This is a genomic window from Streptomyces sp. R28, assembly GCF_041052385.1.
GTDB lineage: Bacteria > Actinomycetota > Actinomycetes > Streptomycetales > Streptomycetaceae > Streptomyces.
Genome location: NZ_CP163439.1, coordinates 9,900,950 through 9,924,572, shown reverse-complemented (window position 1 = coordinate 9,924,572; position 23,623 = coordinate 9,900,950). Strand labels below are relative to the sequence as shown.

The 23,623-nt window shown below is 72.0% G+C and carries 25 protein-coding genes and 1 pseudogene; 8 read left to right on the top strand and 18 right to left on the bottom strand.

All coding sequences use genetic code 11. The features are described 5' to 3' along the window. The first annotated feature begins 23 nt into the window (after positions 1 to 23). Positions 24 to 407 (top strand): luciferase family protein, encoded by a 384-nt coding sequence (locus tag AB5J49_RS43580; RefSeq protein ID WP_369174407.1) that lies wholly within the window; start codon positions 24 to 26, stop codon positions 405 to 407. Positions 408 to 416: 9 nt separating this feature from the next. Here AB5J49_RS43580 and ppk2 read toward each other — a convergent pair whose 3' ends face one another. The 3 genes from ppk2 to AB5J49_RS43565 all read right to left on the bottom strand — a co-directional run bounded on the left by ppk2 (position 417) and on the right by AB5J49_RS43565 (position 2,473). Next, the gene (ppk2, locus tag AB5J49_RS43575; RefSeq protein ID WP_369174406.1) at positions 417 to 1,313 is read right to left on the bottom strand and encodes a polyphosphate kinase 2; all 897 of its coding nucleotides are present in this window, start codon (positions 1,311 to 1,313) and stop codon (positions 417 to 419) included. Positions 1,314 to 1,573: 260 nt separating this feature from the next. Further along, complete coding sequence (locus AB5J49_RS43570; protein ID WP_369174405.1) at positions 1,574 to 2,041, bottom strand: SRPBCC domain-containing protein; 468 nt, start codon at positions 2,039 to 2,041, stop codon at positions 1,574 to 1,576. A gap of 78 nt (positions 2,042 to 2,119) precedes the next feature. Then, a complete protein-coding gene (locus AB5J49_RS43565; protein WP_369174404.1) occupies positions 2,120 to 2,473 on the bottom strand; it encodes a MarR family winged helix-turn-helix transcriptional regulator in 354 nt (117 codons plus the stop codon). On the opposite strand from AB5J49_RS43565, the gene AB5J49_RS43560 reads away from it, so the two are divergent. Next, positions 2,460 to 2,852, top strand: coding sequence for an amidohydrolase family protein (locus AB5J49_RS43560; protein WP_369174403.1), 393 nt, complete (start codon positions 2,460 to 2,462; stop codon positions 2,850 to 2,852). The genes AB5J49_RS43565 and AB5J49_RS43560 overlap by 14 nt on opposite strands. Before the next feature lie 31 nt (positions 2,853 to 2,883). On the opposite strand, the gene AB5J49_RS43555 is transcribed toward AB5J49_RS43560, so the two are convergent. The 3 genes and pseudogenes from AB5J49_RS43555 to AB5J49_RS43545 all read right to left on the bottom strand — a co-directional run bounded on the left by AB5J49_RS43555 (position 2,884) and on the right by AB5J49_RS43545 (position 6,216). After that, positions 2,884 to 4,212 (bottom strand): enolase C-terminal domain-like protein, encoded by a 1,329-nt coding sequence (locus AB5J49_RS43555; RefSeq protein WP_369174402.1) that lies wholly within the window; start codon positions 4,210 to 4,212, stop codon positions 2,884 to 2,886. Between the two features lie 64 nt (positions 4,213 to 4,276). Next, positions 4,277 to 5,617 (bottom strand): annotated as a pseudogene (locus AB5J49_RS43550) (gluconate:H+ symporter); the annotation flags it as partial. A gap of 158 nt (positions 5,618 to 5,775) precedes the next feature. Next, on the bottom strand, positions 5,776 to 6,216 hold the full coding sequence (locus AB5J49_RS43545) for a TIGR03668 family PPOX class F420-dependent oxidoreductase (RefSeq protein ID WP_369174401.1): 441 nt from the start codon (positions 6,214 to 6,216) through the stop codon (positions 5,776 to 5,778). A gap of 123 nt (positions 6,217 to 6,339) precedes the next feature. Here AB5J49_RS43545 and AB5J49_RS43540 point away from each other — a divergent pair, with 123 nt between their 5' ends. Continuing rightward, a complete protein-coding gene (locus AB5J49_RS43540; RefSeq protein WP_369174400.1) occupies positions 6,340 to 6,795 on the top strand; it encodes an archease in 456 nt (151 codons plus the stop codon). 232 nt (positions 6,796 to 7,027) lie between these two features. Here AB5J49_RS43540 and AB5J49_RS43535 read toward each other — a convergent pair whose 3' ends face one another. Continuing rightward, the gene (locus AB5J49_RS43535) at positions 7,028 to 8,440 is read right to left on the bottom strand and encodes an RtcB family protein (protein WP_369174399.1); all 1,413 of its coding nucleotides are present in this window, start codon (positions 8,438 to 8,440) and stop codon (positions 7,028 to 7,030) included. A gap of 498 nt (positions 8,441 to 8,938) precedes the next feature. On the opposite strand from AB5J49_RS43535, the gene AB5J49_RS43530 reads away from it, so the two are divergent. Beyond that, positions 8,939 to 10,051 carry a CapA family protein gene (locus AB5J49_RS43530; protein ID WP_369174398.1) on the top strand — a complete coding sequence of 371 codons (1,113 nt, stop codon included), beginning with the start codon at positions 8,939 to 8,941 and terminating at the stop codon, positions 10,049 to 10,051. Positions 10,052 to 10,102: 51 nt separating this feature from the next. On the opposite strand, the gene AB5J49_RS43525 is transcribed toward AB5J49_RS43530, so the two are convergent. Then, the gene (locus AB5J49_RS43525; protein WP_369174397.1) at positions 10,103 to 10,744 is read right to left on the bottom strand and encodes a phosphoribosyltransferase; all 642 of its coding nucleotides are present in this window, start codon (positions 10,742 to 10,744) and stop codon (positions 10,103 to 10,105) included. A gap of 309 nt (positions 10,745 to 11,053) precedes the next feature. Between AB5J49_RS43525 and AB5J49_RS43520 the strand changes: the two genes are divergently transcribed. Continuing rightward, on the top strand, positions 11,054 to 13,960 hold the full coding sequence (locus tag AB5J49_RS43520) for a glycosyl hydrolase 115 family protein (protein ID WP_369175446.1): 2,907 nt from the start codon (positions 11,054 to 11,056) through the stop codon (positions 13,958 to 13,960). A gap of 3 nt (positions 13,961 to 13,963) precedes the next feature. Here the strand turns inward: AB5J49_RS43520 and AB5J49_RS43515 are convergent, their stop codons facing one another. From AB5J49_RS43515 to AB5J49_RS43505, 3 genes are all read right to left on the bottom strand, one after another. Further along, the gene (locus AB5J49_RS43515) at positions 13,964 to 14,296 is read right to left on the bottom strand and encodes a hypothetical protein (RefSeq protein WP_369174396.1); all 333 of its coding nucleotides are present in this window, start codon (positions 14,294 to 14,296) and stop codon (positions 13,964 to 13,966) included. Positions 14,297 to 14,421: 125 nt separating this feature from the next. Then, complete coding sequence (locus AB5J49_RS43510) at positions 14,422 to 14,721, bottom strand: hypothetical protein (protein ID WP_369174395.1); 300 nt, start codon at positions 14,719 to 14,721, stop codon at positions 14,422 to 14,424. A gap of 100 nt (positions 14,722 to 14,821) precedes the next feature. Beyond that, positions 14,822 to 15,274, bottom strand: a complete 453-nt coding sequence (locus tag AB5J49_RS43505; RefSeq protein ID WP_369174394.1) for a YbhB/YbcL family Raf kinase inhibitor-like protein — start codon at positions 15,272 to 15,274, stop codon at positions 14,822 to 14,824. Between the two features lie 147 nt (positions 15,275 to 15,421). On the opposite strand from AB5J49_RS43505, the gene AB5J49_RS43500 reads away from it, so the two are divergent. Then, positions 15,422 to 16,075 (top strand): phosphoribosyltransferase, encoded by a 654-nt coding sequence (locus AB5J49_RS43500; protein WP_369174393.1) that lies wholly within the window; start codon positions 15,422 to 15,424, stop codon positions 16,073 to 16,075. A gap of 58 nt (positions 16,076 to 16,133) precedes the next feature. Here AB5J49_RS43500 and AB5J49_RS43495 read toward each other — a convergent pair whose 3' ends face one another. The 3 genes from AB5J49_RS43495 to AB5J49_RS43485 form a co-directional block, all read right to left on the bottom strand. Beyond that, positions 16,134 to 16,913, bottom strand: coding sequence for an SDR family NAD(P)-dependent oxidoreductase (locus tag AB5J49_RS43495; RefSeq protein ID WP_369174392.1), 780 nt, complete (start codon positions 16,911 to 16,913; stop codon positions 16,134 to 16,136). A 77-nt stretch (positions 16,914 to 16,990) separates the two neighbouring features. Further along, positions 16,991 to 18,442 carry an FAD-dependent oxidoreductase gene (locus AB5J49_RS43490; RefSeq protein WP_369174391.1) on the bottom strand — a complete coding sequence of 484 codons (1,452 nt, stop codon included), beginning with the start codon at positions 18,440 to 18,442 and terminating at the stop codon, positions 16,991 to 16,993. Between the two features lie 75 nt (positions 18,443 to 18,517). Beyond that, positions 18,518 to 19,768 (bottom strand): polysaccharide pyruvyl transferase family protein, encoded by a 1,251-nt coding sequence (locus AB5J49_RS43485; protein ID WP_369174390.1) that lies wholly within the window; start codon positions 19,766 to 19,768, stop codon positions 18,518 to 18,520. A 483-nt stretch (positions 19,769 to 20,251) separates the two neighbouring features. Here AB5J49_RS43485 and AB5J49_RS43480 point away from each other — a divergent pair, with 483 nt between their 5' ends. Then, positions 20,252 to 20,425 (top strand): hypothetical protein, encoded by a 174-nt coding sequence (locus AB5J49_RS43480; RefSeq protein ID WP_369174389.1) that lies wholly within the window; start codon positions 20,252 to 20,254, stop codon positions 20,423 to 20,425. A 127-nt stretch (positions 20,426 to 20,552) separates the two neighbouring features. Beyond that, positions 20,553 to 21,116: a hemerythrin domain-containing protein gene (locus tag AB5J49_RS43475; RefSeq protein WP_369174388.1), complete on the top strand. Its 564-nt coding sequence runs from the start codon at positions 20,553 to 20,555 to the stop codon at positions 21,114 to 21,116. 33 nt (positions 21,117 to 21,149) lie between these two features. On the opposite strand, the gene AB5J49_RS43470 is transcribed toward AB5J49_RS43475, so the two are convergent. The 4 genes from AB5J49_RS43470 to AB5J49_RS43455 form a co-directional block, all read right to left on the bottom strand. Then, a complete protein-coding gene (locus tag AB5J49_RS43470) occupies positions 21,150 to 21,677 on the bottom strand; it encodes a hypothetical protein (protein ID WP_369174387.1) in 528 nt (175 codons plus the stop codon). A 158-nt stretch (positions 21,678 to 21,835) separates the two neighbouring features. Next, positions 21,836 to 22,609 (bottom strand): metallophosphoesterase, encoded by a 774-nt coding sequence (locus AB5J49_RS43465; protein WP_369174386.1) that lies wholly within the window; start codon positions 22,607 to 22,609, stop codon positions 21,836 to 21,838. Continuing rightward, entirely contained in the window at positions 22,606 to 22,893 is a 288-nt protein-coding gene (locus AB5J49_RS43460; protein WP_369174385.1) for a BON domain-containing protein, read from the bottom strand. The genes AB5J49_RS43465 and AB5J49_RS43460 overlap by 4 nt, the downstream gene beginning before the upstream one ends. Beyond that, a complete protein-coding gene (locus AB5J49_RS43455) occupies positions 22,890 to 23,585 on the bottom strand; it encodes a hypothetical protein (RefSeq protein ID WP_369174384.1) in 696 nt (231 codons plus the stop codon). The genes AB5J49_RS43460 and AB5J49_RS43455 overlap by 4 nt, the downstream gene beginning before the upstream one ends. Positions 23,586 to 23,623 lie beyond the last annotated feature (38 nt).

The window sequence follows — 23,623 nt, the reverse complement described above, 5'->3', positions numbered from 1 at the left end:
GGTGATCGGGTGACTATGGGGTCATGACACCGGCCCAACGCGCCATGGAACGACTGGAAGTCTGGCCCGACCTCAGCTCGGGCCCGGCCCATTGCGGCGCAGGGCGGGCCTTGCGCTCCGTCCAGAGCGAGATCGTGCACTTCCACTCCGACCGGGACGTGGACCTGCATCTGACGGTGTCGGCCATCCAGCGGCTCCACGACGATCTCCAGGAGTCGACCGCGATCCGGCTGGTCCCCGGCTCGGGCTGGGTGACCGTCCATCTCGACTGCGACACGGACGTGGATCTGCTGATGAGCCTGGTCAGCGCCGCGCTCAAGGCCCATCAGAGCCGTCCCTCCCCTGCCGGTCGCCCAGCAGGGAACGCGTGTAACTTCCGTCGCGTCACGGTGCTGCCCCGCGGCTAGGGGGAGTTGTCAGCTCCCCGCCTGCTCGGAGTCGTCCTCGCCCGCCTCCAGCAGGCCCGCGGCCGCGCCGACGATCCGGGGATCGGCGGTGCCGACGACCTCCTCGTCCTTGCCGGTGTAGTCGAAGCGGGCCAGCACGCTGCGCATGGCCTCGACGCGGGCCCGCTTCTTGTCGTTGCTCTTCACCACCGTCCAGGGCGCGTGCTCGGTGTCCGTCTCGCGGAACATGGCGACCTTGGCGGCGGTGTAGTCCTCCCAGCGGTCCAGCGACGCCAGGTCCATGGGGCTGAGCTTCCACTGCCGTACGGGATCGACCTGGCGGATGGTGAACCGGGTGCGCTGCTCGCCCTGGGACACCGAGAACCAGAACTTGATCAGGTCGACGCCGTCGTCCACCAGCATCCGCTCGAACGCGGGCGTCTGCCGCATGAAGCGCCGGTACTCGTCGTCCGTGCAGAAGCCCATCACGCGCTCCACACCGGCCCGGTTGTACCAGGACCGGTCGAGCAGGACGATCTCGCCGGCGGTCGGCAGATGCTCGACGTAGCGCTGGAAGTACCACTGGCCGCGCTCGCGCTCGGTCGGCTTCTCCAGCGCCACCACCCGGGCGCCGCGCGGGTTGAGGTGCTCCGTGAAGCGCTTGATGGTGCCGCCCTTTCCGGCCGCGTCCCGCCCTTCGAAGACGATGACGAGACGCCGGCCGGTCTCCTTGATCCAGCTCTGCAGCTTCAGCAGTTCGATCTGCTGCAGCCGCTTGTGCCACTCGTACTCCGGGCGCTCCATGCGCTGCCGGTACGGGTAGTTCTCACGCCAGGTGTCCACCGGGCTGCCGTCCGGCCGGATCAGCACGGGATCGTCCTGATCGGTGTAGTCGACGCGCAGCCCTGACAGCAGTTCGGTGTCCATACACACCTATGAAAGCGAGCGCTTTCGTACGCCCGGCGAACCCCAGGCAAAGATCACGTATACGTGACGTCCGACGAGCGGCAACGGCAGTGCGTGCCGTCCGGGCCGCTGCCGGTCTCGCTGGGCTCGGCGCCGGCGCGACGTCGCTTTGGTGCCCATGCAGTGACTCTCGTTCGGCATTGGGGAGGCAGCGGGAAGCCCCCTCGGCCGACAGCCGCCGCCGAGCGCTCAGAAGTTGCCGATCAGCTTTCCGAAAGCGGTCACCGCGTACCGGGCTCGACCAGCCGGGCGAGGTTGGCCAGCGCCATCCGCGTACCGGTCTCGTTGTCCTCGGCGGGGACGGCGTCGGGGATCCCCTCGTGCGCCACGAGGACGTCCGTGCCGCCGCCGTCCGCGTCGGTGAGGGTGGTGGTCATCCTCATCGTGCCGCGCAGCGCGGGGTCGTCGGTCTCGAACTCGACCTCCTCGACGACCTGCTCGTCGGGCACGAGCTTCACGAAGTGCCCGTGGTACGTGTCGGTGTGCGCGTCCGACTTGCCCGTGCCGGTCGGCATGTCGTAGGTGAGCGAGACCCGGAACGCCCCGCCTTCCCGGCCGTCGAACTCGTGCACATGCCCGGTCATCCCGTCCGGCACCCGCCACTTGGCGATGGCGTCCGCGTCCAGCAGAGCCCGGTACACGGCCGTGCGTGAGGCGTTGACGTGCCGGGAGACCCGCGTCGAGTACATGGCCTCACGATAGTGGCGGCGGTCCGGAACGGCAGCCGGACGGAAGCGGACGACACAAAGGCCCGGCCTACGTCCCCGTCAGGGGGACTCCCAGTGCGCCAGGGCACGCATCGCCACCGCGGCCTGCGTGAATCCGTCTTCGCCGAGCAGCGTCCGTGCCTCGGCGTTGAACCGGTCGACCTCCGGCTGCGCGGCATCGAGCGCGGCGGCCCCGTCGCCGGTCAACTCCAGCACCACCGCCCGGTGTTCGCGCGGATTCGCCCGCTTGTCGACCAGATCGGCCGCGGTGAGCCGGCCGACCAGTCCGGTGACGGCGGACTCGCGCAGGCCCAGGGTGCGGGCCAGCTGCTGCTGGGTGATGCCCGGCTCGTCGCGGACCGCGAACAGTGCGCCGAGCTGGGCCTGCGTGGACCTCGGCGTGCCCTTCTGCACCCAGGTCGGGCACACGGGCCCGCTGCGGCCGTCGGAGACCGGGCGGCCCATCCCGTACATCGACCAGGTCGCGCTGGACTTCCCCGAGCTGGCGATCGTGTGCGGGCACATCAGCCACCCGTGGACGACGGAGATGATCGCGGTCGCCGACAAGCACGAGAACGTGTACATCGACACCAGCGCCTACACCGTCCGCCGCTATCCGCCGGAACTGGTGGAGTATCTGCGCGGCCGGGGCCGTCACAAGGTGCTGTTCGGCTCCAACTACCCCATGATCACGCCGAGTCGGGCCCTGGAGCACCTGGACGTCCTCAACCTGGACGAGGAGACGCGGGAGCTGTTCCTGTACGGCAACGCCCGCCGCGTCTTCGCCCTCTGACACCCTGACGGGGGCGGCCCCGAAGCCCGGCTCAGCGCACCAGACAGGGACGCTTCGCGTCGAAGGTCCAGCCGTCGATCAGGTACCGCATCCCGACGGCGTCGTCCCGGCCCGACAGCGCCTTCTCCTCGTACAGCTCCTGCGCCGCCAGAAGCCGGTCCCGGTCCAGCCGGACCCCCAGTCCGGGCGTGTCCGGCACCGCGACCTCGCCGCCGGTGATCCTCGGTGGCTCGACGGTCAGCCGTTCCCGTCCCTCCTGCCAGATCCAGTGCGTGTCCAGAGCGTTGTACTCCCCCGGGGCCGCCGCTCCGCAGTGCGCCATCATCGCCAGCGAGATGTCGAAGTGGTTGTTGGAGTGACAACCCCAGGTCAGTCCCATGGCGTTGCACAGCTGGGCGACGCGCACCGAGCCCTGCATGGTCCAGAAGTGCGGGTCGGCGAGCGGGATGGACACCGACTGCAGGGCCAGGGCATGGGCCAGCTGGCGCCAGTCCGTGGCGATCATGTTGGTGGCCGTGGGCAGCCCGGTGGCCCGGCGGAACTCCGCGAGGATCTCGCGGCCCGAGTAGCCGCCCTCCGCACCGCAAGGGTCCTCGGCGTAGGCGAGCGTGCCGAGGAGGGGACGGCACAGCTCGACGGCCTCGCGCAGGGACCAGGCGCCGTTGGGGTCGAGGGTGATCCGCGCCTCGGGGAAGCGCTCCTTGAGCGCGGTGACGGCCTTGACCTCCTCCGAGCCTGCCAGGACGCCGCCCTTGAGCTTGAAGTCGCGGAAGCCGTAGTGGTCGTAGGTGGCCTCGGCCTGCCGGACGATCGCCTCGGGGGTCAGCGCCTCCTCGTGCCGGATCCGGTACCACTCGACGTCCGAGTCGGATTCGCGGACGTAGTCCAGGTCGGTCCGGGCCGGGTCCCCGACGTAGAAGAGGTAGCCGAGGACCCGCACGGAGTCGCGCTGTCTGCCGTCGCCCAGCAGGGCGGCGACCGGGACCTCGAGGTGCTGCCCGAGCAGGTCCAAAAGGGCCGACTCGACGGCGGTGACCGCGTGGACCGTCGTCCGCAGGTCGAAGGTCTGGGCGCCGCGACCGCCCGCGTCACGGTCGGCGAAGGTCGCCTCGATCGCGCGCAGGACGCGCTTGTAGTCGCCCACCCGCGCGCCGACGACCAGGGACTCGGCGTCGCGCAGGGTCCGCGTGATCTTCTCCCCGCCCGGCACCTCGCCGAGGCCCGTACGCCCTTCGGAGTCCTCGATGACGACGACGTTGCGGGTGAAGTACGGGGCGTGCGCGCCGGAGAGGTTGAGCAGCATGGAGTCGCGGCCGGCGACCGGATGGACGGCGAACTTCGTGACGACGGGTTGGCTCATTGCGGGGCCGGTGCCCTTCTCGTGAGTGACGACGGGGTGCGGAGGAGCGGAGGAGCGGAGCGGGTCAGATGTTCAGGGCGTCCAGGACTTGTTCCAGCACCAGTACGCCACCCAGACCGAGGATCGCGAGGACGGTCGTGTACGTCGTGCGTGCCTTGATCGCGTCCAGGACGGACAGGTTGAAGTACTCCTTGAACATCCAGAATCCCGGGTCGTTGACGTGGGAGAAGGCGATCGAACCGCAGGACACGGCGAGGACCATCACCTCGGGGTGGACGCCGCTGCCCGCGAGCAGGGGCAGCGCCACCCCGGACGCCGTGACGACGGCGACCGTCGCGGAGCCGAGGGCCACGCGGAGGACGGCGGCGATCAGCCAGGCGAGGAGGATCGGGGAGATGGACCAGCCGTCGGTCGCATCCTTGATGTAGTCCGATATCCCGCCTTCGACCAGGACGTTCTTGAAGGCTCCGCCCGCGCCGATGACGAGCAGGATCATCGCCATCGCCTGGGCGGCCTCCTTGCACGAGGCGCTGACCTCGGCCAGGCTGCGGCCGATGCGCGGACCGAACGCCCAGATCGCCACGAGCAGGGTGAGCAGCAGGGCGATCGGGGCGGAGCCGATGAAGGCGATGAAGTGCAGCAGGCCGCTGTCGCCGGAGGCGGCCAGGTCGGTCACCGCGGCCCCTGCGATCAGCACCACGGGCAGCAGGGCCACGGACAGCGACCAGCCGAGGCCGGGCATCTCCTCGTCTTCGAAGACGCGCTCGCTCACCAGGCCCTTGGGGACCTCGGGGCTCATCGCCCGGACGAAGGGCAGACGCGGCCACAGCAGGGCGATGAACGCGCCGACCGGTACGGCGATGAACAGGCCGTAGAACAGGGTGAGTCCGACGGAGGCGTGGAAGGTGGCGGCCACCGCGGTGGGGCCGGGGTGGGGCGGCAGGAAGCTGTGCATCGTGGACAGGGCGATCGACATGGGCAGCCCCACCCACAGCAGGTTCGACCGGGTGACCCGGACGAGGGTGAACGCGATCGGCACGATGATCACGAAGGCCACCTCGTAGAACATCGTGACGCCGATGAGCATGGCCGTCAGCACCATGGCCACCTGCACCCAGCGCGGCCCGCACAGATCGAGGAGCCGGCCGGCGATCCGCTGGGCTGCGCCGGAGTCCCCCATCACCCGGCCGACCATGGCACCGAGCCCGATGGTGAGCATGGTGTCGCCGATCTGGTCGCCGATGCCCTCGGCGAGGACGTCCGGGATCTTCTCCAGCCCGATCCCCTGCACCAGGCCCACACCCACGGCCACCAGGAGCAGGGCGGCGAAGCCGTTCAGCCTGAGCTTGGTCATCAGCACGAGCAGGACCAGAACACTGATCCCGACCACCACGAGCGGCATAGCGCGGTTCTCCTTTGAACGTCGGCGCTTACGTTCACCCCGACGAACGGGGTCCTCATATGAAGACGTCGTCTACATATGAGGACGGAGATTATGTTCGTGGATGGTCAAGGGTCAATGGGTCTGCAGCGGTGGATTTGCGGGCGCGTCCACACGCATACCTATGAGGCCCGCCAGCCGGTCCAGCGCACGACGGTGATCACGATCGCCGGGCCCGCCGGAGGCTGTTGCCGGTACTGGGGGTACTTGTGCCGCAGCAGTCCGATCGCGACGGCGTACTCGTCGCGCGTCGTCTCGTCGGACGCATCGGGCAGCAGCATCCGGGCGTCGCCGTCGACCCGGACCCACCACAGGCGGTCCCAGTCGTCGTCGTACGCGTCCACGAGCAGGCTGACCGCCGGGTGCCCGGCGATGTTGCGCACCCGCCCGAGCCGCTCGGAGCGCTTCGGCTTGCGGTCGACGGCGGTGACGATCCGGTCGCCGCGCCGGGCGAACACCACCGGCACCAGGTGCGGGCGTCCCACCGGGTCGACCGTCGCCAGCCGTGCCACGCGGGCAGCGGTGAACCGACGGCGCGCCTCGTCCTCCTCCATGTCCGGCACGGTCCGCTCCTTCGGCCTCAGCGGTACGGGTGCCCCCACGCGGGTACCCCTATCGACGTACCTCCCCTCACGGGGAGACGACTCCCGGGCCCGGCCGGCCGAGCGGATCAGAGGTGAGTGCACATGGTCGGCGACACCGACGACGACATCGAGACACGGCGGCGAGGCGGCAGCGGCCACCGGGCGGTACCGCACACGGCCGACGTCCGCGTCGAGGCGTGGGGCGTGAGCCGGGAGCGCTGTCTGGTCGAGGCCGCGCTGGGAATGGTGGAGTGCTTCGCGGACGTGACGGCGGTACGGCCCACCTCGATGGAGCGGGTACGGCTCGAACAGGACAGCGACGAGGGCCTGCTGACGGCGCTCCTCGACGAGGTCGTCTTCCGCCTCGACGTGGACGGCCGCGTGCCCGTCGACCTGGAGGCCGACCCCACGGACGGCGACCTCGACGTGCGCCTCGCAATGGTCGAACTGACGGACGTGGAGATCACCGGCGCCACCCCGAAGGGCGTCTCCTGGCACGGGCTGCACATCGGGCCGGATCCGTACGGGTGGTCGTGCGCGGTGACTGTGGACGTGTGAGGCGCGGTGGCCGGTGGCCGGTGGCCGGTGGCCGGTGGCCGGTGGCCGGTGGCCGGTGGCCGGTGGCCGGTGGCCGGTGGCCGGTGGCCGGTGGCCGGTGGCCGGTGGCCGGTGGCCGGTGGCGTGAGTCTGGTCGTGTGAGGCGTACGGGTCCACGGGCCCACGCGGAAGCCTTGCGGCCATACGACCGCCCGCCGAAACCTCCCCCCTCCTCCCCCCTTCCCCCTCCCCCTCAGCCCTTCACCACCCCCAGCGGCACCAGCCGAGCCACCGTCCGGCACAGGTGTGCCCCCTCGCTCGCGGCCACCACCTCGCTCACGTCCTTGTACGCCTCGGGTGCCTCCTCCGCGAGGCCGCGCAGCGACCGCGGGCGTACCGCTATGCCCGCCGACTCCAGCCTGGCCCGCAGTTCGCGGCCGCCCACCGCGCGGGCGGCCCGGTGACGGCTGAGGACTCGGCCCGCGCCGTGGCAGGTGGAGGAGAACGCGTCTCCGCCCGCCACACCGACCAGGACGTACGAGGCGGTGCCCATCGTCCCCGGGATCAGCACCGGCTGGCCGACCTCGCGCAGGTCGTCGGGCAGGTCAGGATGGCCGGGCGGGAAGGCGCGGGTCGCGCCCTTGCGATGGACGCAGAGGGTGCGGTGTGTTCCGGCCACCGGGTGGGTCTCGATCTTGGCGAGGTTGTGGGAGACGTCGTACACCAGGGACAGCCGGATGCCCGCGGCACGGCGGAAGACCTTGCGGGCCGCGTCGGACAGCAACTGGCGGTTGGCGCGGCCGTAGTTGGCCGCGGCGGCCATCGCGCCGAGGTACCTCTGGCCCTCCGGCGACTCGACCGGCGTGCAGGCCAGTTGGCGGTCGGGGACCTTGATGCCGTAGCGGGCCATCGCGCGGTCCATCAGCCGGACGTGATCGGTGCAGATCTGGTGGCCGAGGCCGCGGGAACCGCAGTGAATCATCACGCACACCTGGCCGACGGCGATCCCGAACGCGGCGGCGGCCGTCTCGTCGTACACCTCGTCGACGCGCTGCACCTCCAGGAAGTGGTTGGCGGACCCGAGGCTCCCGACCTGCCCGAGCCCGCGCTCCCGCGCCCGCGCGCTCACCTGGTCCACGTCGGCGTCGGCGACCGCCCCGCCGTCCTCGCAGCGCGTCAGGTCGCGCCCCTCACCGTGCCCCTCCCCCACCGCGTACCGGGAGCCGCCCCGTAGGATCCGCTCCAGTTGCCCGGGGCCGCTCAGGTGCCACACCCCGCCGGGCCCGGCGCCGCGCGGGATGGCCCGGTCCAGGCCGTCCATCACCTCGGTCAACGCGGACTCCAGCCCCTGCTTGTCGGTGTCGGAGGCGAGCAGCCGTACGCCGCAGGAGATGTCGAAGCCGACGCCGCCGGGCGAGACGACCCCGCCGTCGGCCACGTCGGTCGCCGCGACGCCGCCGATGGGGAAGCCGTAGCCCCAGTGGATGTCGGGCATGGCGTACGACGCGCTGACGATGCCCGGCAGGGTGGCCACGTTGACCACCTGCTCCAGTGACTTCTCGGCGTCGTTCAGCAGCTTCCGGGAGGCGAACACCACGCCCGGCACCCGCATCGGGCCGTGCGGGTCGATACGGAAGCGGTGGGGAGTTTCCTCGACCAGTTCCATGGCAGCCTCCCGCGCTTCGGCCGGCGGTCTCCCGCGCCCGGCATCGCAGGTGCGGGGTACCCGCGTGGGGGGTTCCCTATCGCGGCGGGCGCTGGGGACATCGGGTGCACCCGTCGGGGCGGTGCGAGGTGGTGACCTGCGGCGGGTCGACGGGTCCGGTCGCGGCACGGGGAATCCGGCGAGACGCACGCCCGGGGCGCCGGCGGCACCCCGGCGACACAGAAGAGCGAAACGCTCGAGGATCCCGGCGACCATGCCCACGCCGGGCCTGCGGTCCATCTTGGTCAGGGACAGCACGGTGCAGCTGTCGGAGGCGTTGGCCCCGCCCGACAGGCCGGTGCAGACCCGGTGCGCCTGGGCGGCGGCCCACACGGCCCCCTCATCCCCGAGGCACCACCGCGCGCCCCACTCGCCGCCACACCCCGCGACGAGATCTGCGGCCTGCGACCACCGCCTCTCGCCCCCCACCCCCACCACACGACCTCGTACCGTTGAGACATGGGCGGCGGCACAGTGACGCTGTTCGTCTGTGGCGACGTGATGCTCGGACGCGGCGTCGACCAGATCCTGGCCCGGCCCGGTGACCCGGTGCTGCGGGAGGGGTACGTCACGGACGCCCGGTCCTACGTGAGCATGGCGGAGGCGGTCAACGGCCCGATCCCGGCGCCGGTCGACCCGTCCTGGCCGTGGGGCGAGGCGCTGCGGCTGCTGGAGGCGAGCGCCCCGGACCTCCGGATCGTCAACCTGGAGACGGCCGTCACACGCAGCGACGCCTTCGCGCCCGGCAAGGCGGTCCACTACCGCATGCATCCGGCCAACCTGCCCGCCCTCACGGTGGCCCGGCCCGATGTCTGCGTCCTGGCCAACAACCATGTGCAGGACTTCGGCCGCGCGGGCCTTAAGGAGACGCTCGACGTGCTGCACGGGGCGGGCCTGCGGACAGCGGGCGCGGGGCGGAGCGCCGAGGAGGCGTACGCGCCCGTGGCACTCCCGCTCCCTCGCGGCGGCCGCGTGCTCGTGTTCGCCCTCGGCGCCGGCGACAGCGGCATCCCCGCGGACTGGGCCGCGACGGCGGACCTGCCCGGTGTCGCCTACCTGCCCGAGCTCTCGCCCGCCACGGCCGCCGCCGCGGTGCGGCACACACGGCAGGTGAAGCGGGCCGGCGACCTCGTCGTCGTATCCGTGCACTGGGGCTCCAACTGGGGGTATCTCGTCCCCCGTGAACAGCGCCGCTTCGCGCACGCCCTGGTCGACGGCGGCGCCGACGTCGTCCACGGCCACTCCTCGCACCACCCCCGGACCGTCGAGGTCTACCGGGACCGGCTGATCCTGCACGGCTGCGGCGACTTCGTCGACGACTACGAGGGGATTCCCGGGTACGAGCAGTACCGCGACGACCTGCGCATCGCCCACCTCGTGACGGTGGCGGCGGACACGGGCGAACTCACCGAGCTGCGGATGGTGCCCCTGATCGCCCGCCGCATGCGCCTGGAGCCCGCCCCGCCCGAGGACCGCGGCTGGCTGCACAGCACCCTCGACCGCGTCAGCCCCGGCGTCCACCTCGCCCTGGGGGCGGACGGTGCGCTCACCCTGACGAACCCCACCGCCTGAGCCACCCGATGACGGCTGCCCTTCTCCCTCACCCGCCGCGCGACTTCTCCCTCACTCGCCGCGCAGCGCCTCCAGCACATCGGCGTCGGTCAGCTGGCCGAAGTCCTGGTACCACTCGCCGACCGCGCTGAACAGCCTCGGCTGGTACAGGCAGACGAAATCGTCGACCAGCCGGCGCAGTTCCTCGGCCGCCTCCGGTGCGCAGACCGGTACGGCGAGGACCAGTCGCTCGGGCTCCTGGCGGCGTGCGGCGCGCAGGGCGACGCGTGCGGTCGAGCCGGTCGCGACGCCGTCGTCCACGACTACGGCGGTACGGTCGCGCAGACGGGGAGCCGGCCGGCCCTGCCGATAGCGCTCCTCGCGCCGCCGCAGCTCCTTGCGCTCCCGCTCCACCACCGGCGCCAGATCGGCCTCACTCAGCCCCAGCCGGTACAGCGACGTCTCGTCGAAGAGCGGAGGGCCGTCGCCGGCGAGCGCGCCGACCCCGAACTCCTCGTGGAACGGGGCCCCGATCTTGCGTACGACGAGCACGTCCAGCGGGGCCTCCAGGGCCCGGGCAATCTCCCTGGCGACCGCGACACCGCCCCGCGGCAGCGCGAGGACCACGGGATGCGGAAGGATGCCCTTCTCCTGCCGGATGCGCAGCTGCTCCGCCAGCTCCTGCCCGGCCTCCTTGCGGTCACGGAACTGCATGGGCTTCCCCTTCCGTCCGTCGCCGCGTACCCCACCCTCCAGCACCGGACACACCACGGGACTCGCCCGGCTTCCGGCGCCGCAGGGGTATGGACCGCTCGGACGGGACTGGCCTAGGGTTCCGGATGGCAAGCGCTTTCTAGCCTGACCATGCCAACGCAGCACACCACGTCGTCCCCTCGCACCACGCCCCGTTCAGTCATGTCCTGCCATGTCCGTCAGTCATGCGCGGAAAGGAAGCGTCTCGTGCCGCACCGCGAATCGCCCCGCCCGTCCCAGCCCTGGTCCCGCAAGGCGTTCCTGCGTGGACTGGCCGCTGCCGGAGCGGCCCCGCTGCTGCCCGGCGTCCTCTCCACGGCCGCCCCCGCCCGGGCCGCGTCGCAAAGGCCCGACTTCCCTCTGGTGCGGGGCGGCGCCGCCGTCGAGCTGTACGTCGACCCGGCGGACGATCCCGCGGTGATCCGCGCGGCCGGCGATCTCCAGGCGGACATCGAGCGGGTCGGCGGCGTCCGGCCCAAGCTGAGTCACACGCTCCCGCAGACGGGCGCCGCGGGCCTGGTCCTGGTGGGCACCCTCGGCGCCAGCCCGGTCCTCGACCGGCTCGCGGCACAGGGGCGCCTGGACGTCTCGCGGGTGAAGGGGCGCTGGGAGGCGTCGGTGACGCAGGTGGTGGAGCGTCCGCTGCCCGGGGTGGAGCGGGCCCTGGTGATCGCGGGCAGCGACCGGCGCGGCACGGTCTACGGCATCTACGACACCTCGGAACGCATCGGGGTCTCCCCCTGGTACTGGTGGGCCGACGTCCCCGTGCCTCGCCGGGACTCGGTGACGGTGCCCGCGGGGCCGCTCAAGCGGTACGAGCCCTCGGTGCGCTACCGGGGCATCTTCATCAACGACGAGCAGAACCTGACCACTTGGTCGCACCGCACCCAGGAGCCGGACAAGAACATCGGCCCCGAGACCTACAAGCGCGTCTTCGAGCTGCTGCTCCGCCTCAAGGCCAACTACCTGTGGCCGGCGATGCATCCGTACTCCGACTTCTTCAACAAGCACCGCGAGAACCCCGAACTCGCCGACCGCTACGGCATCGTCGTCGGCTCCAGCCACCCCGAGGCCCTGCTGCGCAACGGCGTGCACGAGTGGGCGCCCTGGGCGGAGGAGCATCTCGGCGCGGACGGAAGCCTGCCGGTGTACGACTACACGGTGAATCCGGCCGTCATCTCCGACTACTGGAGAGCCCGGGCGAGACAGAACGCCTCGTACGAGAGCAGCTGGACGATCGGCATGCGCGGCCTGCACGACAGCGCGCTGGAGACCAAGTACGCCACGACCGTCCCCGAGAAGGTCGCGGTGATGAACGACATCATCGCCGACCAGCGCCGTATCCTGGCCGAGGAGGTCGGCGCGGCCGTCGAGCCGCAGATCTTCATCCCGTACAAGGAGGTCCTGGAGCTGTACAACGCGGGCGTCCAGGTACCCGACGACGTCACGCTGATCTGGCCGGACGACAACCACGGCAACATGCGCCAGGTGCCGAACGACGCCGAGCGCGGCCGTGCCGGCGGCAACGGCATCTACTACCACCTGTCCTACTGGGGCCGCCCGAAGAGCTATCTGTGGCTGGACACCACCCAACTCGCCAAGGTGTGGCAGGAGTTGCGGCGGGTGTACGAGCACGGCGTCGACCGGATGTGGATCTTCAACGTCGGTGACGTCAAGTCGATCGAGACCGGCCTGTCCTTCTCCATGGACATGGCCTGGGACGTGGACCGGTGGGGCCCCGACGACGTCGAGGACTTCCTCGCCGAGTGGGCCGGGCGGCAGTTCGGCCGGCGGTACGGCCGGGAGATCGCCGCCATCCGCGGCGAGTACTACCGGCTCGCGGCGGAGCGGCGTCCGGAGTTCATCGACCGTGGGGTGTTCTCCGTGATCCACCACGGCGACGAGGCGGGCCGCCGCATGGCCGCGTACGAGCAGTTGCTCACGCGGGTACGGGCGGTGGGGGCCAAGGTGCCCGCGCAGTACCGGGACGCCTTCTTCGAACTGGTCGAATACCCGGTGCACGGCGCGTACTTGATGAACCTCAAGTACTACTGGGCGGACCGCAACGCGCTCGCGGTGCGGCAGGGACGCGGGGCCGGGACCAACCTCTTCGCCGACCTGGCCGAGGCGGCCCATGCCGAGGAGGCCGCGCTGACCAAGCGGTACAACACCGAGGTGGCGGGCGGGAAGTGGGACGGGATCGTCAACCCGTATCCCTCGCAGATCCCGAAGGCACCCGGCCGCCCGGCCGTGACCCGGGTCGCCCGGCAGGAGACCTCGGGTCTCGGTGTGGCGGCCGAGGGGAACGAGACCGGGGCGGAGCGCGCCCTGTCCTTCTCCTCCTACACCCGGGACAGACGTTTCCTCGACGTCTTCAACACCGGCTTCCTCTCGCTCGACTGGTCGGCCGAGGCGAGCCGTCCCTGGGTGCTGCTGAGCTCTGCGGGCGGCTCTCTGACCGACCAGACCCGGGTGTGGGTGGAGCTCGACTGGGCGCGGATGCCCAAGGGCACGTACGACGCCACGGTCACCGTCAGTGGGGCGGGGCAGCGGGTCGAGGTGCCGTTGCGGGTGGTCAACGACGGTGAGCGGGCGCGCCGGCGGGCCCGGGGGTTCGTGGAGGCCCACGGGTACGTCTCGATCGACGCCGTGCACACCGAGCAGCGGGTGGCGCGCGGCGGGGCGCACTGGCGTGTGGTGCGCGGGCTGGGCCGCCGTACGGGCGCCTTGGAGGCGGTGCCGTCGACGGCGGCCCCGGTCACCGCCGACTTCGCCACGAAGGCGCCGGAGTTGAGGTACCGGGTGCGCTTCGGCGGTGCCGGCACCTTCCCGGTCACCGTCTTGCGGCTGCCGTCCCTCGACGAGCGTGGCCACCGCCGGCTGGCCGTCGCGCTCGACGACCGGCCGGCCACCGTCCTCGCGGGCCAGGCCGTCGCCACCGGCAACCGGGGCGACGCCTGGGCCCGCAACGTGGAGGACGGCGTCGAGAAGCTGACCGCCCTGGTGACGGTGGACGAGCCCGGTGAGCACGTCCTGCGGATCTTCATGGTCGACCCGGGCATCGCCGTCGACCAGATCGTCATCGACACCGGCGGACTGCCCGTCAGCTATCTGGCGCCGCCGGAGAGTTACCACCCGGTGTTCCGTCCCGACCCGGACCGGGCACCGGGCCGGTAGCCGCTACTGGATGGTCCATCCCACGCTGCCGACGCCCGAGCTGTAGACGGCGCAGACGCCCGAGGACTCGCTGTACTGCCCCGGCGCCAGCGTCACCCACTGGCCGGAGACGTCCGGGGCCCAGCCGCAGACGATCTCGGCGCGGAAGGTGACGGGGTGGTCGGTGTTGTTCTGGCAGCCCGCGATGCCGTGGTCCGGGTTGTTGTTGTGCACCCAGCCGTCACAGTCGACGGTCCCCGCGGCCTGTGCGGGGGCGGCCATGCCGCCGAGGGTGAGGGCCAGGGCCGAGACGGTGGTGGCCAGGCCGGCTGCGAAGGTGCTCTTCCTGCGGTTCATGTATGTCCCCGTGATGTCGTGGTTCCGTTCGGACTTGCCGCTGCCAGTCAAGGTCAGCGGCGCTCCGACGGGAACCTCGGACATCCGAGGGTGGCGTCCGCGCTGAAAGAGGGGGGCGTCCGCGTTCACCCGTTCGCCGTACCGGGCGTGTCGGGCGCATCCGGCGTGCCGGGTTCCGGCATGTCGGGCGCATCCGGCGTGCCGGGCGTGTCCGGGCCGTTCCAGTCGTACGGTCCGCCGCCGAGCCACTCGATCAGCTCGGGGTCGTCGACGGCCCGGTCCTCGCCGGGCAGGCCCGCACGGTGCACCAGGTCCAGCACGTCGAACAGGCTGTACGCGATGCCGGTCGGCTCACCGCGGATCGTCACCTGACGCCCGCCGTCCGACGCGGGCGGCTGCACCACCACTGGGGGACGCGTGCTCATGCCACCACCATGCGCTCTGCGCGGCGCGAACGCAGCCCGGCGTACCGGCCGGACCGACCGGTCCGTCGCACGGCTCGCGGCCGGACGGGTGCGGGCGGCGTCAGCGTCGGTAGAGGCCCACGAGTGTTCCGCTGGCCAGCTGCTGCCGGTCGAGGACCTGGTGTGCCTGGTCCGACGTGGCCGCGTCCGGGACGGAGACGGGGGCCGGGAGGGCGTAGAGGCGGAAGTAGTACCGGTGCGCGTCGTCGCCGACCGGGGGCAGCGGACCGCCCCACCCTGATTCTCCGAAGCCGTTCCTGTGCGGGTGACTGCCCGGGGTCGTTTCGCCCGCGGGAAGCCCGTCCGCGTGCGGATCGATGCCGGTCACCAGCCAGTGGACGAAGGTCCCCGACGGCGCGTCCGGGTCCTCGCACAGCAGGGCCAGCTCCACCGCCTCGTCGGGCACTCCGGACCAGGTCAGGGGCGGAGAGACGTTCTGCCCCTCCAAGGCGTGACGACGCGGGATCATCGCGTGATCCTCGAACGCGGAGCTCGTGAGTTCGATGCCAGTCATGCGCGCCGCAGTACCCCTCCGGGCGCGGGCCACACGCGATGGCGGCCCGGCCCGCGGGCACCCCGGGCCGCCGGTGGCCGTGCCTCGTTTCGCCCTGCCCCACGCCGGGAACTCGGCGGGCTGCGCCGACCTCGAGGGAGGAGCGCCGTGTCATTTCGCGACCGTACCCACGCCGGACGGGAACTCGCCCTGCGGCTGGTCGAGTGGGCCGACTCCGGCGATCTGATCGATCTGCTCGTGCTGGCCCTGCCGAGCGGCGGCGTGCCCGTCGCCGCGGAGGTGGCCCGTGCGCTGCACGCGCCGCTGGACGTGCTGGTCGCTCGCGAGATCAGCACCCCGATCAGTCCGGAGACGGCGATCGGCGCGATCGTCGCCGACGATCCGCCGCTGTACGACCGGCAGAGCCTGGCCATGATGCATCTGTCCGAGGACCGGCTCGGCGATGTCGTCGCGAGCGAACGCAACGAGCTGCACCGCCGCGAGTACGTCTACCGCGGCCGCCGTCCGACCCCGTCCGTCCACGGCCGCACGGTCGTCCTCGTCGACGACGGGCTGACCACCGGCCTGACCGTCACGGCGGCACTGCGCTTCCTGCGCCGTCACGGTCCGGACCGACTGGTCCTGGCGGTCCCCGTCGGCAGCCCACGCACGACGGCCGCCCTGCGCCCCGAGTGCGACGACCTCGTGTGCCTGGTGCAGCCGCCGTCCCTGCACGCGGTCGGTGAGTGGTACGAGGACTTCGGCCAGGTCTCCGACACCGAGGTCGCGGACACCCTGCACCCCTTCCACGCCACGGCGTGACGGACGGGCGACGGGGGGAGGAACTTCGAACGCGCCGGGTTCGTCCATGCGGCCGCGCTCAGTGCACGGAGAGTCCGCCGTCGACGAAGAGTGCCTGCCCGGTGACGTACGCGGAGGCGCGGCTCGCGAGGAACACCGCCGCGCCGGCGAAGTCCTCAGCCAGTCCGTTGCGCCCGACCATCGTGCGCGCGGCGAGCGCCGCCACCTTCTCGGGGTCGGACGACAGGCGTGCGTTGAGGGGCGTCATGACGAACCCCGGCACGAGCGTGTTGCAGGTGACGCCGTAGGGCGACCATGCCTCGGCCTGTGAACGGGCCAGCGACTCCAACGCCCCCTTCGAGACGCCGTAGGCGCCGCTCTGGACGAACGCCCGGTGCGCCTGCTGGGAGGTGATGTGGATGATCCGCCCGAAGCCACGTTCGGCCATGCCGGGCCCGAACCGCTGCCCCAGCAGGAAGGGCGCCTCAAGGTTCACGGCCATGGTGGTGTCCCACACGTCCTCGCCCAACTCGCCCAGCGGGGGCCGCAGGTTGATCCCGGCGGAGTTGACGAGGATGTCGGGCTCCCCGAACGCCTCGACCGCCTCCTCGGCCGCCGCGCGCACACCGTCGCGCGTGCTCAGGTCTCCGCTCACCCAGGCCGCTCGGCAGCCGTGGGCCGCCAGTTCGCCGACGGTCGCGGCCAGTTCCGCCTCCTTGCGGGCCACGACGACGACGCTCGCTCCGGCGCGTGCGAGGGCTTCGGCGATGGCGCGGCCGATGCCGGAACTGCCGCCGGTCACCACGGCGACCCGGTCGTCCAGCGAGAAGAGTTCGGAGAGGTAGGGCTGCGAGGTCATGCCCGCACTCTAGGCGGCGCGCTCACCGCGACAGCGCTCGGGGCGTCCAGCGCTCGGGGCGTCAAGTGCCGGGGGCGTCAGCCGTGTTGCTGCGCGGGTTCCCGGGGTTCCAGGTTCAGGTGGGCGCCCTGGCGCCGCAGCGCGCGCTGGACGAGGTGGTAGGGCACGTCGCGGGGACTGCGGCCGAGCCGTACGGACAGCGCGGCGCAGACCCCGGCCGCCTGCCCGGTCGCCATGGAGATGGGCATGACGCGGTAGGACGAGTGCGCCACGTGCGAGCCGGAGATACAGCGCCCGGCGACCAGCAGGCGGTCGGTGTCCTTGGGCAGCAGACAGCGCAGGGGGATGTCGTAGTAGCGGCCGCGCGGGACGCGCTTGAGGACGGTGCCGCTGCCCCTGGGGTTGTGGATGTCGACGGGGTAGGCGCCGTGCGCGACGGCGTCCGGGAACGCGCGCGCCGCGAGGATGTCATGGCCGGTCAGGTGGTAGTCGCCGAGGACGCGGCGGGTCTCCCGTACGCCGATCTGGACGCCGCTCTGTGCCACGTACGACCTCTTGAAGCCGGGCACGTGCCGGCGCAGGAAGCGGTCGATCTGTTCCATCTGGCGGCGCGCGACGTACTCGGCGCGGCTGAGGTCCCACACGTCGGTGCCGAGCGCCCGCGTGACCCGGGTGCTGTTGACACTGACCTCGCGCGGGTGCGGGGTGCCGAAGAACAGCATGTCCTCGCGGGGCAGGCGCAGTTCGCCCGCCTCGGTGGCCTCCTGGACCAGGTCCCACAGCCCGTGCACGCCCCGCCACTGGTCGGGATGCTCGCCGACGTACTCGGAGAACTGCGGCTGCAGGAAGTCGACGACGCGGAACATCAGCGTCATCGGCTGCACCAGCCCGTCCTCCGGCCGCCCGATCTCGTACGGCGCCCCGCAGGCGGCGGCGATGTCGCCGTCCCCCGTGCCGTCGACGACGACATCGGCGTCGATCACCACCGGGCCGGACTTGGTCTCGAACACCACCCGCCAGCCGTCGTCGAGGGGCAGCGCGGTGGAGGCGAAGGAGTGGAACAGCATCCGCACGCCCGCCTCGTCGAGCAGGTCGAGGAGGACGAGTTTGTAGATCTCCGGGTCGAACGGCACGGTGTAGCCGGTGTCGGGGGACGGCGGGACGCAGCCGCCGCGGGCGATGAGCCGGTCGAGCAGGAGCCAAAGGAAGCCGGCCACCACCGGTTCGCCCTCCCCGTGGTCGGAGGGCAGCAGCCTGCCGCGGTGGCCGCTCTCGTCGAACACGGCCTGTTTCTGCTCGTTGTGGAACGACATCAGCGGCATGACCAGCGCCACGGTGGCGTTGCCGCCGAGGAAGCCGTAGCGCTCCACGAGCACGACGTCGGCGCCGGCGTCGGCCGCCGCATAGGCCGCGGCGGTCCCGGCCGGGCCGCCGCCGACGACCAGGACGTCCGTGCGGCCGCCGTGGCGGGCCTCCCGCGGTGGCAGGGTGACGGTCCGGACGGGGCGGGACGGTTCCAGGATCGGCATCGCTTCTCCCGTCGACTGGGTCGGTTGCGGACGGCGCGTTCCGTTACGGCCGACGGCCCGCCGCGGTACCCGGCGTCACGCGCCGTGGTCCCTCAGGCCGGCCGGCCGCGTGCCGGGGGTCAGAATCAGGTCGGCGCCCTGCGCCCGCGCTGCGGCGCGCGCGCCGCCGTCGATGCCGACGGAGTCCAGCAGGGCCCCGCAGCGGTCACAGGTCTCGCGGGCCAGCGCACGCAGCCCCTGCACCCGGGCCTTCATGTCCTCCTGCCGCCGCGGGAACTCGTCCCAGAGCCGGTCCACCTCGGCGAGCAGCAGTCCGGCCTGCTCCCGCGCCACACCCACCAGCGCGGGCGCCCCCGTACGGCGGGCGAAGTCGAAGACCTTGCCGGAGTACGGCAGCGGCAGCACCGGCAGGCCGGCGAGCGCGGCGAAGATCACGACGTGCAGGCGCATGCCCACGACCAGGTCCAGGTGGCTCATGAAGCCGAGGACCTCGCCGGGGCTGTAGGTGTTGTGCAGGATGCGGCCCTGGTCCGGGGCGCTCATCCGGGACAGCACGCCGTGGGCGTGCCTGACGTCCTGGCGTTCCATCGGCACGAAGACCACGTGGGCGTCCAGGCGCCGGGCGAGGAAGTCCGCGACGTCGGCGAGCAGCCCGTGATAGTCCTCCTCGTCGAGCTTCTCCGCCGCCCGGCCGGGCTCGCGCACGGACATCCCGACCAACCGGGCGTCCGGCGGGAGTCCCTCCTGCCGCATCATCTGCTCGGTGAAGGGTTCCGGTGTGAGCAGCAGCGCCGGATCGGCGGTGACGGTCAGCTCGCGCTCGACGCCGACCTCCTCCAGGACGAGGCGTGACTCCTCGTCACGTACGACGACGTCGGTCATCTCCGGCAGCACGGTGCGCACGGCATCCCGGTCGTCCGCATCGCGCAGCGGGCCCGCGCCGACCGCGTAGGCGAACGTGGGGACACCGCGCTCGTGCGCCGCCCTCACCAGCCGCAGATAGCGCCGCGCCTCCCCGTCGTAGAGGATCCCGCCGCCGCCCAGCACCAGCAGATCCAGTCCGGCGAGGGCGTCGAGGACGGGTTTTTGCGGTACGCCCTCCCAGTCGGCCACCTCGTCGGCATCCCACTGATGGGTGCGGGTGTGGTCGGCGTTCCGGCTGAAGACGACGAGCCGGGCCTGCGGCCGATGGGCGCGCAGACAGCTCAGTACACACATCAGAATCGCTTCGTCGCCGATGTTGCACCCGCCGTACGAGCCGAGCAGGCCGATCCGCAGATCCGACGAGGCGGCCGGGACAGGCGACGGGTGCTGGTTGATCGTCATCCGGAGCTCCCGTTCGAAGGAGGCGGGCGGGACCCACGGGGCGGTCCAGGACGGCTCGTTCGTCGGCGGGACCGCGAGCGGGGTCTTGGAGCGGTGGCAACACGCCGTCGTGGCGTCGGGCCCGAGTTGCCGGGCCTTACGGAGGAAACCTCACTTGGGACTTTCCGGTGGCCGCCGGTCCGGAACGGCGGCGGGGCACGGGCGAGCAGACGCGCCCGTATGCGCCCGTAGAGCCAGTATGGGCGCTCACGCACCGCCCGTCCTTCCGCCGCGGATGCCGCTGCCCTGCTGCCCTGCTGCCCTGCTGCCCTGCTGCCCTGCTGCCCCCGGGCGGGTACCCGCTGTGCGGCGGCGATGTATGCGGACGGCGTCGTGTCGCCGTCAGGGCGAAGGGGTACCCGGTCCTGCGCTCGACGGTGCCGGGTCCCTCCCCGCCCCGAGGAGGGCCGACCGACCCGTCCCGTGCGCAGGAGGGACGACACGATGAGCGTGAGCCACCACACCCCGTCGCAGGCCGAGGGCGAGCGCGAGCACGCCGAGGTCCCACGGGCCGACCATCCGACTCCCGAGTACACGACGCCCTCCCAGGCCGAGGGCGAGCGCGACGACGTCGCCGAAACGGCCATGGACAGCGAGCGCCCGGGGCGACGTGCCTGACGCGAGCTCAGCGCGCGTAGCGGCCCGGTCACCGGCGTCGAGGTCTCCCGTGTGAGCCCGGCGCCCGCGGGCACTCGGAGCCGCGGCGGGCCGTCCGGGCCCCCGTTCGATGCTGGAGGTGGACGACATGGGTCATGGTGGGGACGTCATCGACGAGCTGGTGACCGATCACCGCGAGGTCGAGGAGTTCTTCGGTCGGATCGAGGCGCTTCCGTCCGGAGCCAAGGACCGCAAGCTGTACGCAGACCAGGCCACGATCGAGCTGGTCCGGCACTCGGTGGCCGAGGAGGCCTACCTGTATCCGGCCGTGCGGGAGCACCTCGCGAACGGGGACGCGCTGGCCGACAAGGAGACCGACGACCACTCCCGGGCCGAGCAGATTATGAAGGATCTGGAGGCGTGCGACGCCGCTGATCCCGAGTTCGACCGGCTCATCGCGATGCTGATGACGGAGATCCGTTCGCACATCGCCGACGAGGAGCAGAACCTCTTCCCCCAGCTGCGCGCGGCGTGCCCCCAGAACATGCTGGACGACCTGGGCGACAAGGTGCGCCAGGCGAAGAAGCTGGCACCGACCCGTCCGCACCCGTCCGCGCCGGACAAGCCGCCGGCCAACAAGCTGCTGGCCCCGGGAGTCGGCCTGATCGACCGGCTGCGCGACGCGCTGACGGGGCGCGGCAAGAAGGGCTGACCCCCAGGGGACTCACGGCTCACCGCTCACGGCTCAGGCGATGAGTGCCCGGCCGGGGTCGAGGCGCTCGTGGAGTGCGGGGCGGTGCAGGGCGGCCACCGGGGCGAGGAGGTCGGGGTGGCGCAGGAGGGCCGCCGCCTCGCGGTCCCGCGTGTCGGGTGACACCAGGCGGCGGAACTCGACCGGCACACCGGTCGCGTGGCCGCCGTCGGCGAGCGCGGCGACCGCCAGCCGGGCCAGTTCGGCGTCGCTGAGCAGACAGGCCGCCCAGCTCGCCACGACCTCGTCCACCCAGGTGCGCCAAGCGAAGTCGTCCGCCTCGTCGTGGGCGGCCGTGTCCGCGCCGGTGACCCAGTCCAGGCCGGCCGAGCCGCCGGGGCCGGCCATCCCGACCAGCGCGGCATCGGTCGGTGTCGGGTAGCGCAGCCATGCCGCGACGGTGACGGCCTGCCGGGCCTGCACCTCGCCCAGGGCCGCGGCCAGCGCGCCGCCGCAGGCCGGGTAGGAACGCGTGAGCCATTGGGTGGTCGCCGCGATGAGCGGGGAGAGATCTACGAGCACTGCCGGGCCGTCCGAGGTACTGGGATGGGGTACTGGGGTACTGGCGAGCAACGGGAATCCCTCAAACGGTAGCCCGCGGCCCCGGGCCGCGAACATGCCCGTGGCCTCCTGAGCGGCGTGGCCTCGCCCACACCGGAACACACCGCGACTGCGCGTGCTCAGCCCGCATGGCCGCCCGAGGCGCCCGAGGCCGAGGCCGTAGCCGGCTCCGGCCCCGCGAGGTGGTAGACGTGGAACGCCCGGCCGATGACCGGCTGTGCGACGTTGCGCACTTTCACGCCCCCACTGGTCATGCCGTGCTCCGTGCCCAGGTGTGCGTGCCCGTGGACCGCGAGGTCGGCGCCCGCGCTGTCGATCGCCTCGGCCAGCAGATAGCTGCCGAGGAACGGGTAGATCTCGGGTGCCTCGCCGGCCAGCGTGTCCGGGACCGGGGAGAAGTGGGTGAGGGCGATGCGTACGTCGCAGTCCTGCGCCCGCAGCTCCAGCAGGGCCTCCCGCAGGGTTTCGGCGCGCCAACGCGAGTACCTGACGAACTCCTTCATGATCGGCTCGCCGAACTCGCCGGCGCAGCGGCCCACGAATCCGCCGCCGAACCCCTTCGTGCCGGCCACGCCGATGCGCGCGTCGCCGTTGCCCACCACGGTCGCCTGCCCCTCCAGGACGCGCACGCCCGCGTCCCGCAGCACGGCGGCGACCTCGTCGGGGCAGTCGGCGTGGTGATCGTGGTTGCCCAGGACCGCGACCACCGGGACCGCCAGGCCCTCGACCTCGCGTGCGACCACCCGCGCCTCCTCAGGGGTGCCGTGGCGGGTGAGGTCCCCGGCGAGCAGCAGGACGTCGGCGCTGTCGGGCAGGGTTTCGAACGAGGGACGGAGCCGGCCCTTGCTCTCGGGCCCCATGTGGATGTCCCCGACGGCCGCTATCCGGATCATTCGACCTCCTCGGCGTGGTCGGGCGCGGAGGCGTCCGCGACCACGATGTCGCAGTGGACGGGGGTTCCCGGCAGCTCGTCCCGGGCCATGCGCAGGACATCGTCACGACACTGCACGGACGGCACGGTGCCGGTCAGCAGAACCGCTTCGCCGCGGATCTCGATCCGCACCCCCAGCTCGCCGAGGTCCCCGGCGGCCAGGTGGTCGGCGAGATGGGCCACGCGGTAGTCCAGGTTCTGCGCTCCGCCGGCGCCGGGAGCGGGCGGGGCGGCGTATCCGCTCATCGGGGCTCCTTCTCTGGGGCGATGACGTTCAGGCGTTCCAGCAGGAAGAAGAACGCGGCAGGCATCGGTCTGTCCCCGCAGGACCTTCGTACGTCCGCCCAGTCGACCTTCTCGCGCAGGGCGCGGGCCGCGGCGAGCACCGGCCCGAAGTCGCAGTGGTGCTCGGAGAAGGGCTCGATGAGCGCCCGCATGAGATCCGTCGCCGCCAGGACGGGCATGTGCACCGAGTCGACCGGGAGATCCTGAGCCCGGGCCAGCATGTCCGAGGTGACCGAGCGGTGCCCGAGCTCGAAGAGCAGGTCGACCTCCTGGCCGAGGCACGTGGTCTTCAGCAGCCAGTCCTCCGGCGGCGTCCGCACCGTGAGGCCCGCTTCGGTCAGCGTGTCCGCCACGGCTTCGGCGTCTGCGCGGCGTACGCAGAAGTCGGCGTCGTGCCGCAGGTGACCGCTGCCGCCGTGGGCGTAGACGGCGACGCTTCCGGCCAGAGCGAACGTGTGCCCGTTGCGTTTGAGGAGCGCGCCGACCTGCTTCGCCGCCTCGAGAATCGCCTGGCTGCGATCACGGGGCGGTTCCTGGTTGTTGTGCGCGTGCGGTTCCCGCGAGCCCGGTTGAATCGGGCTCTCCCCGACCGGGCGCAGCCGGGGAGCCCCGGCTCGCCGAGCGGGCGTCGCGCTCTCCCGGTTCCGCGTCATGACGACTCCGTTCGCCGTCCTGCCGTCCGGCGCGGGCC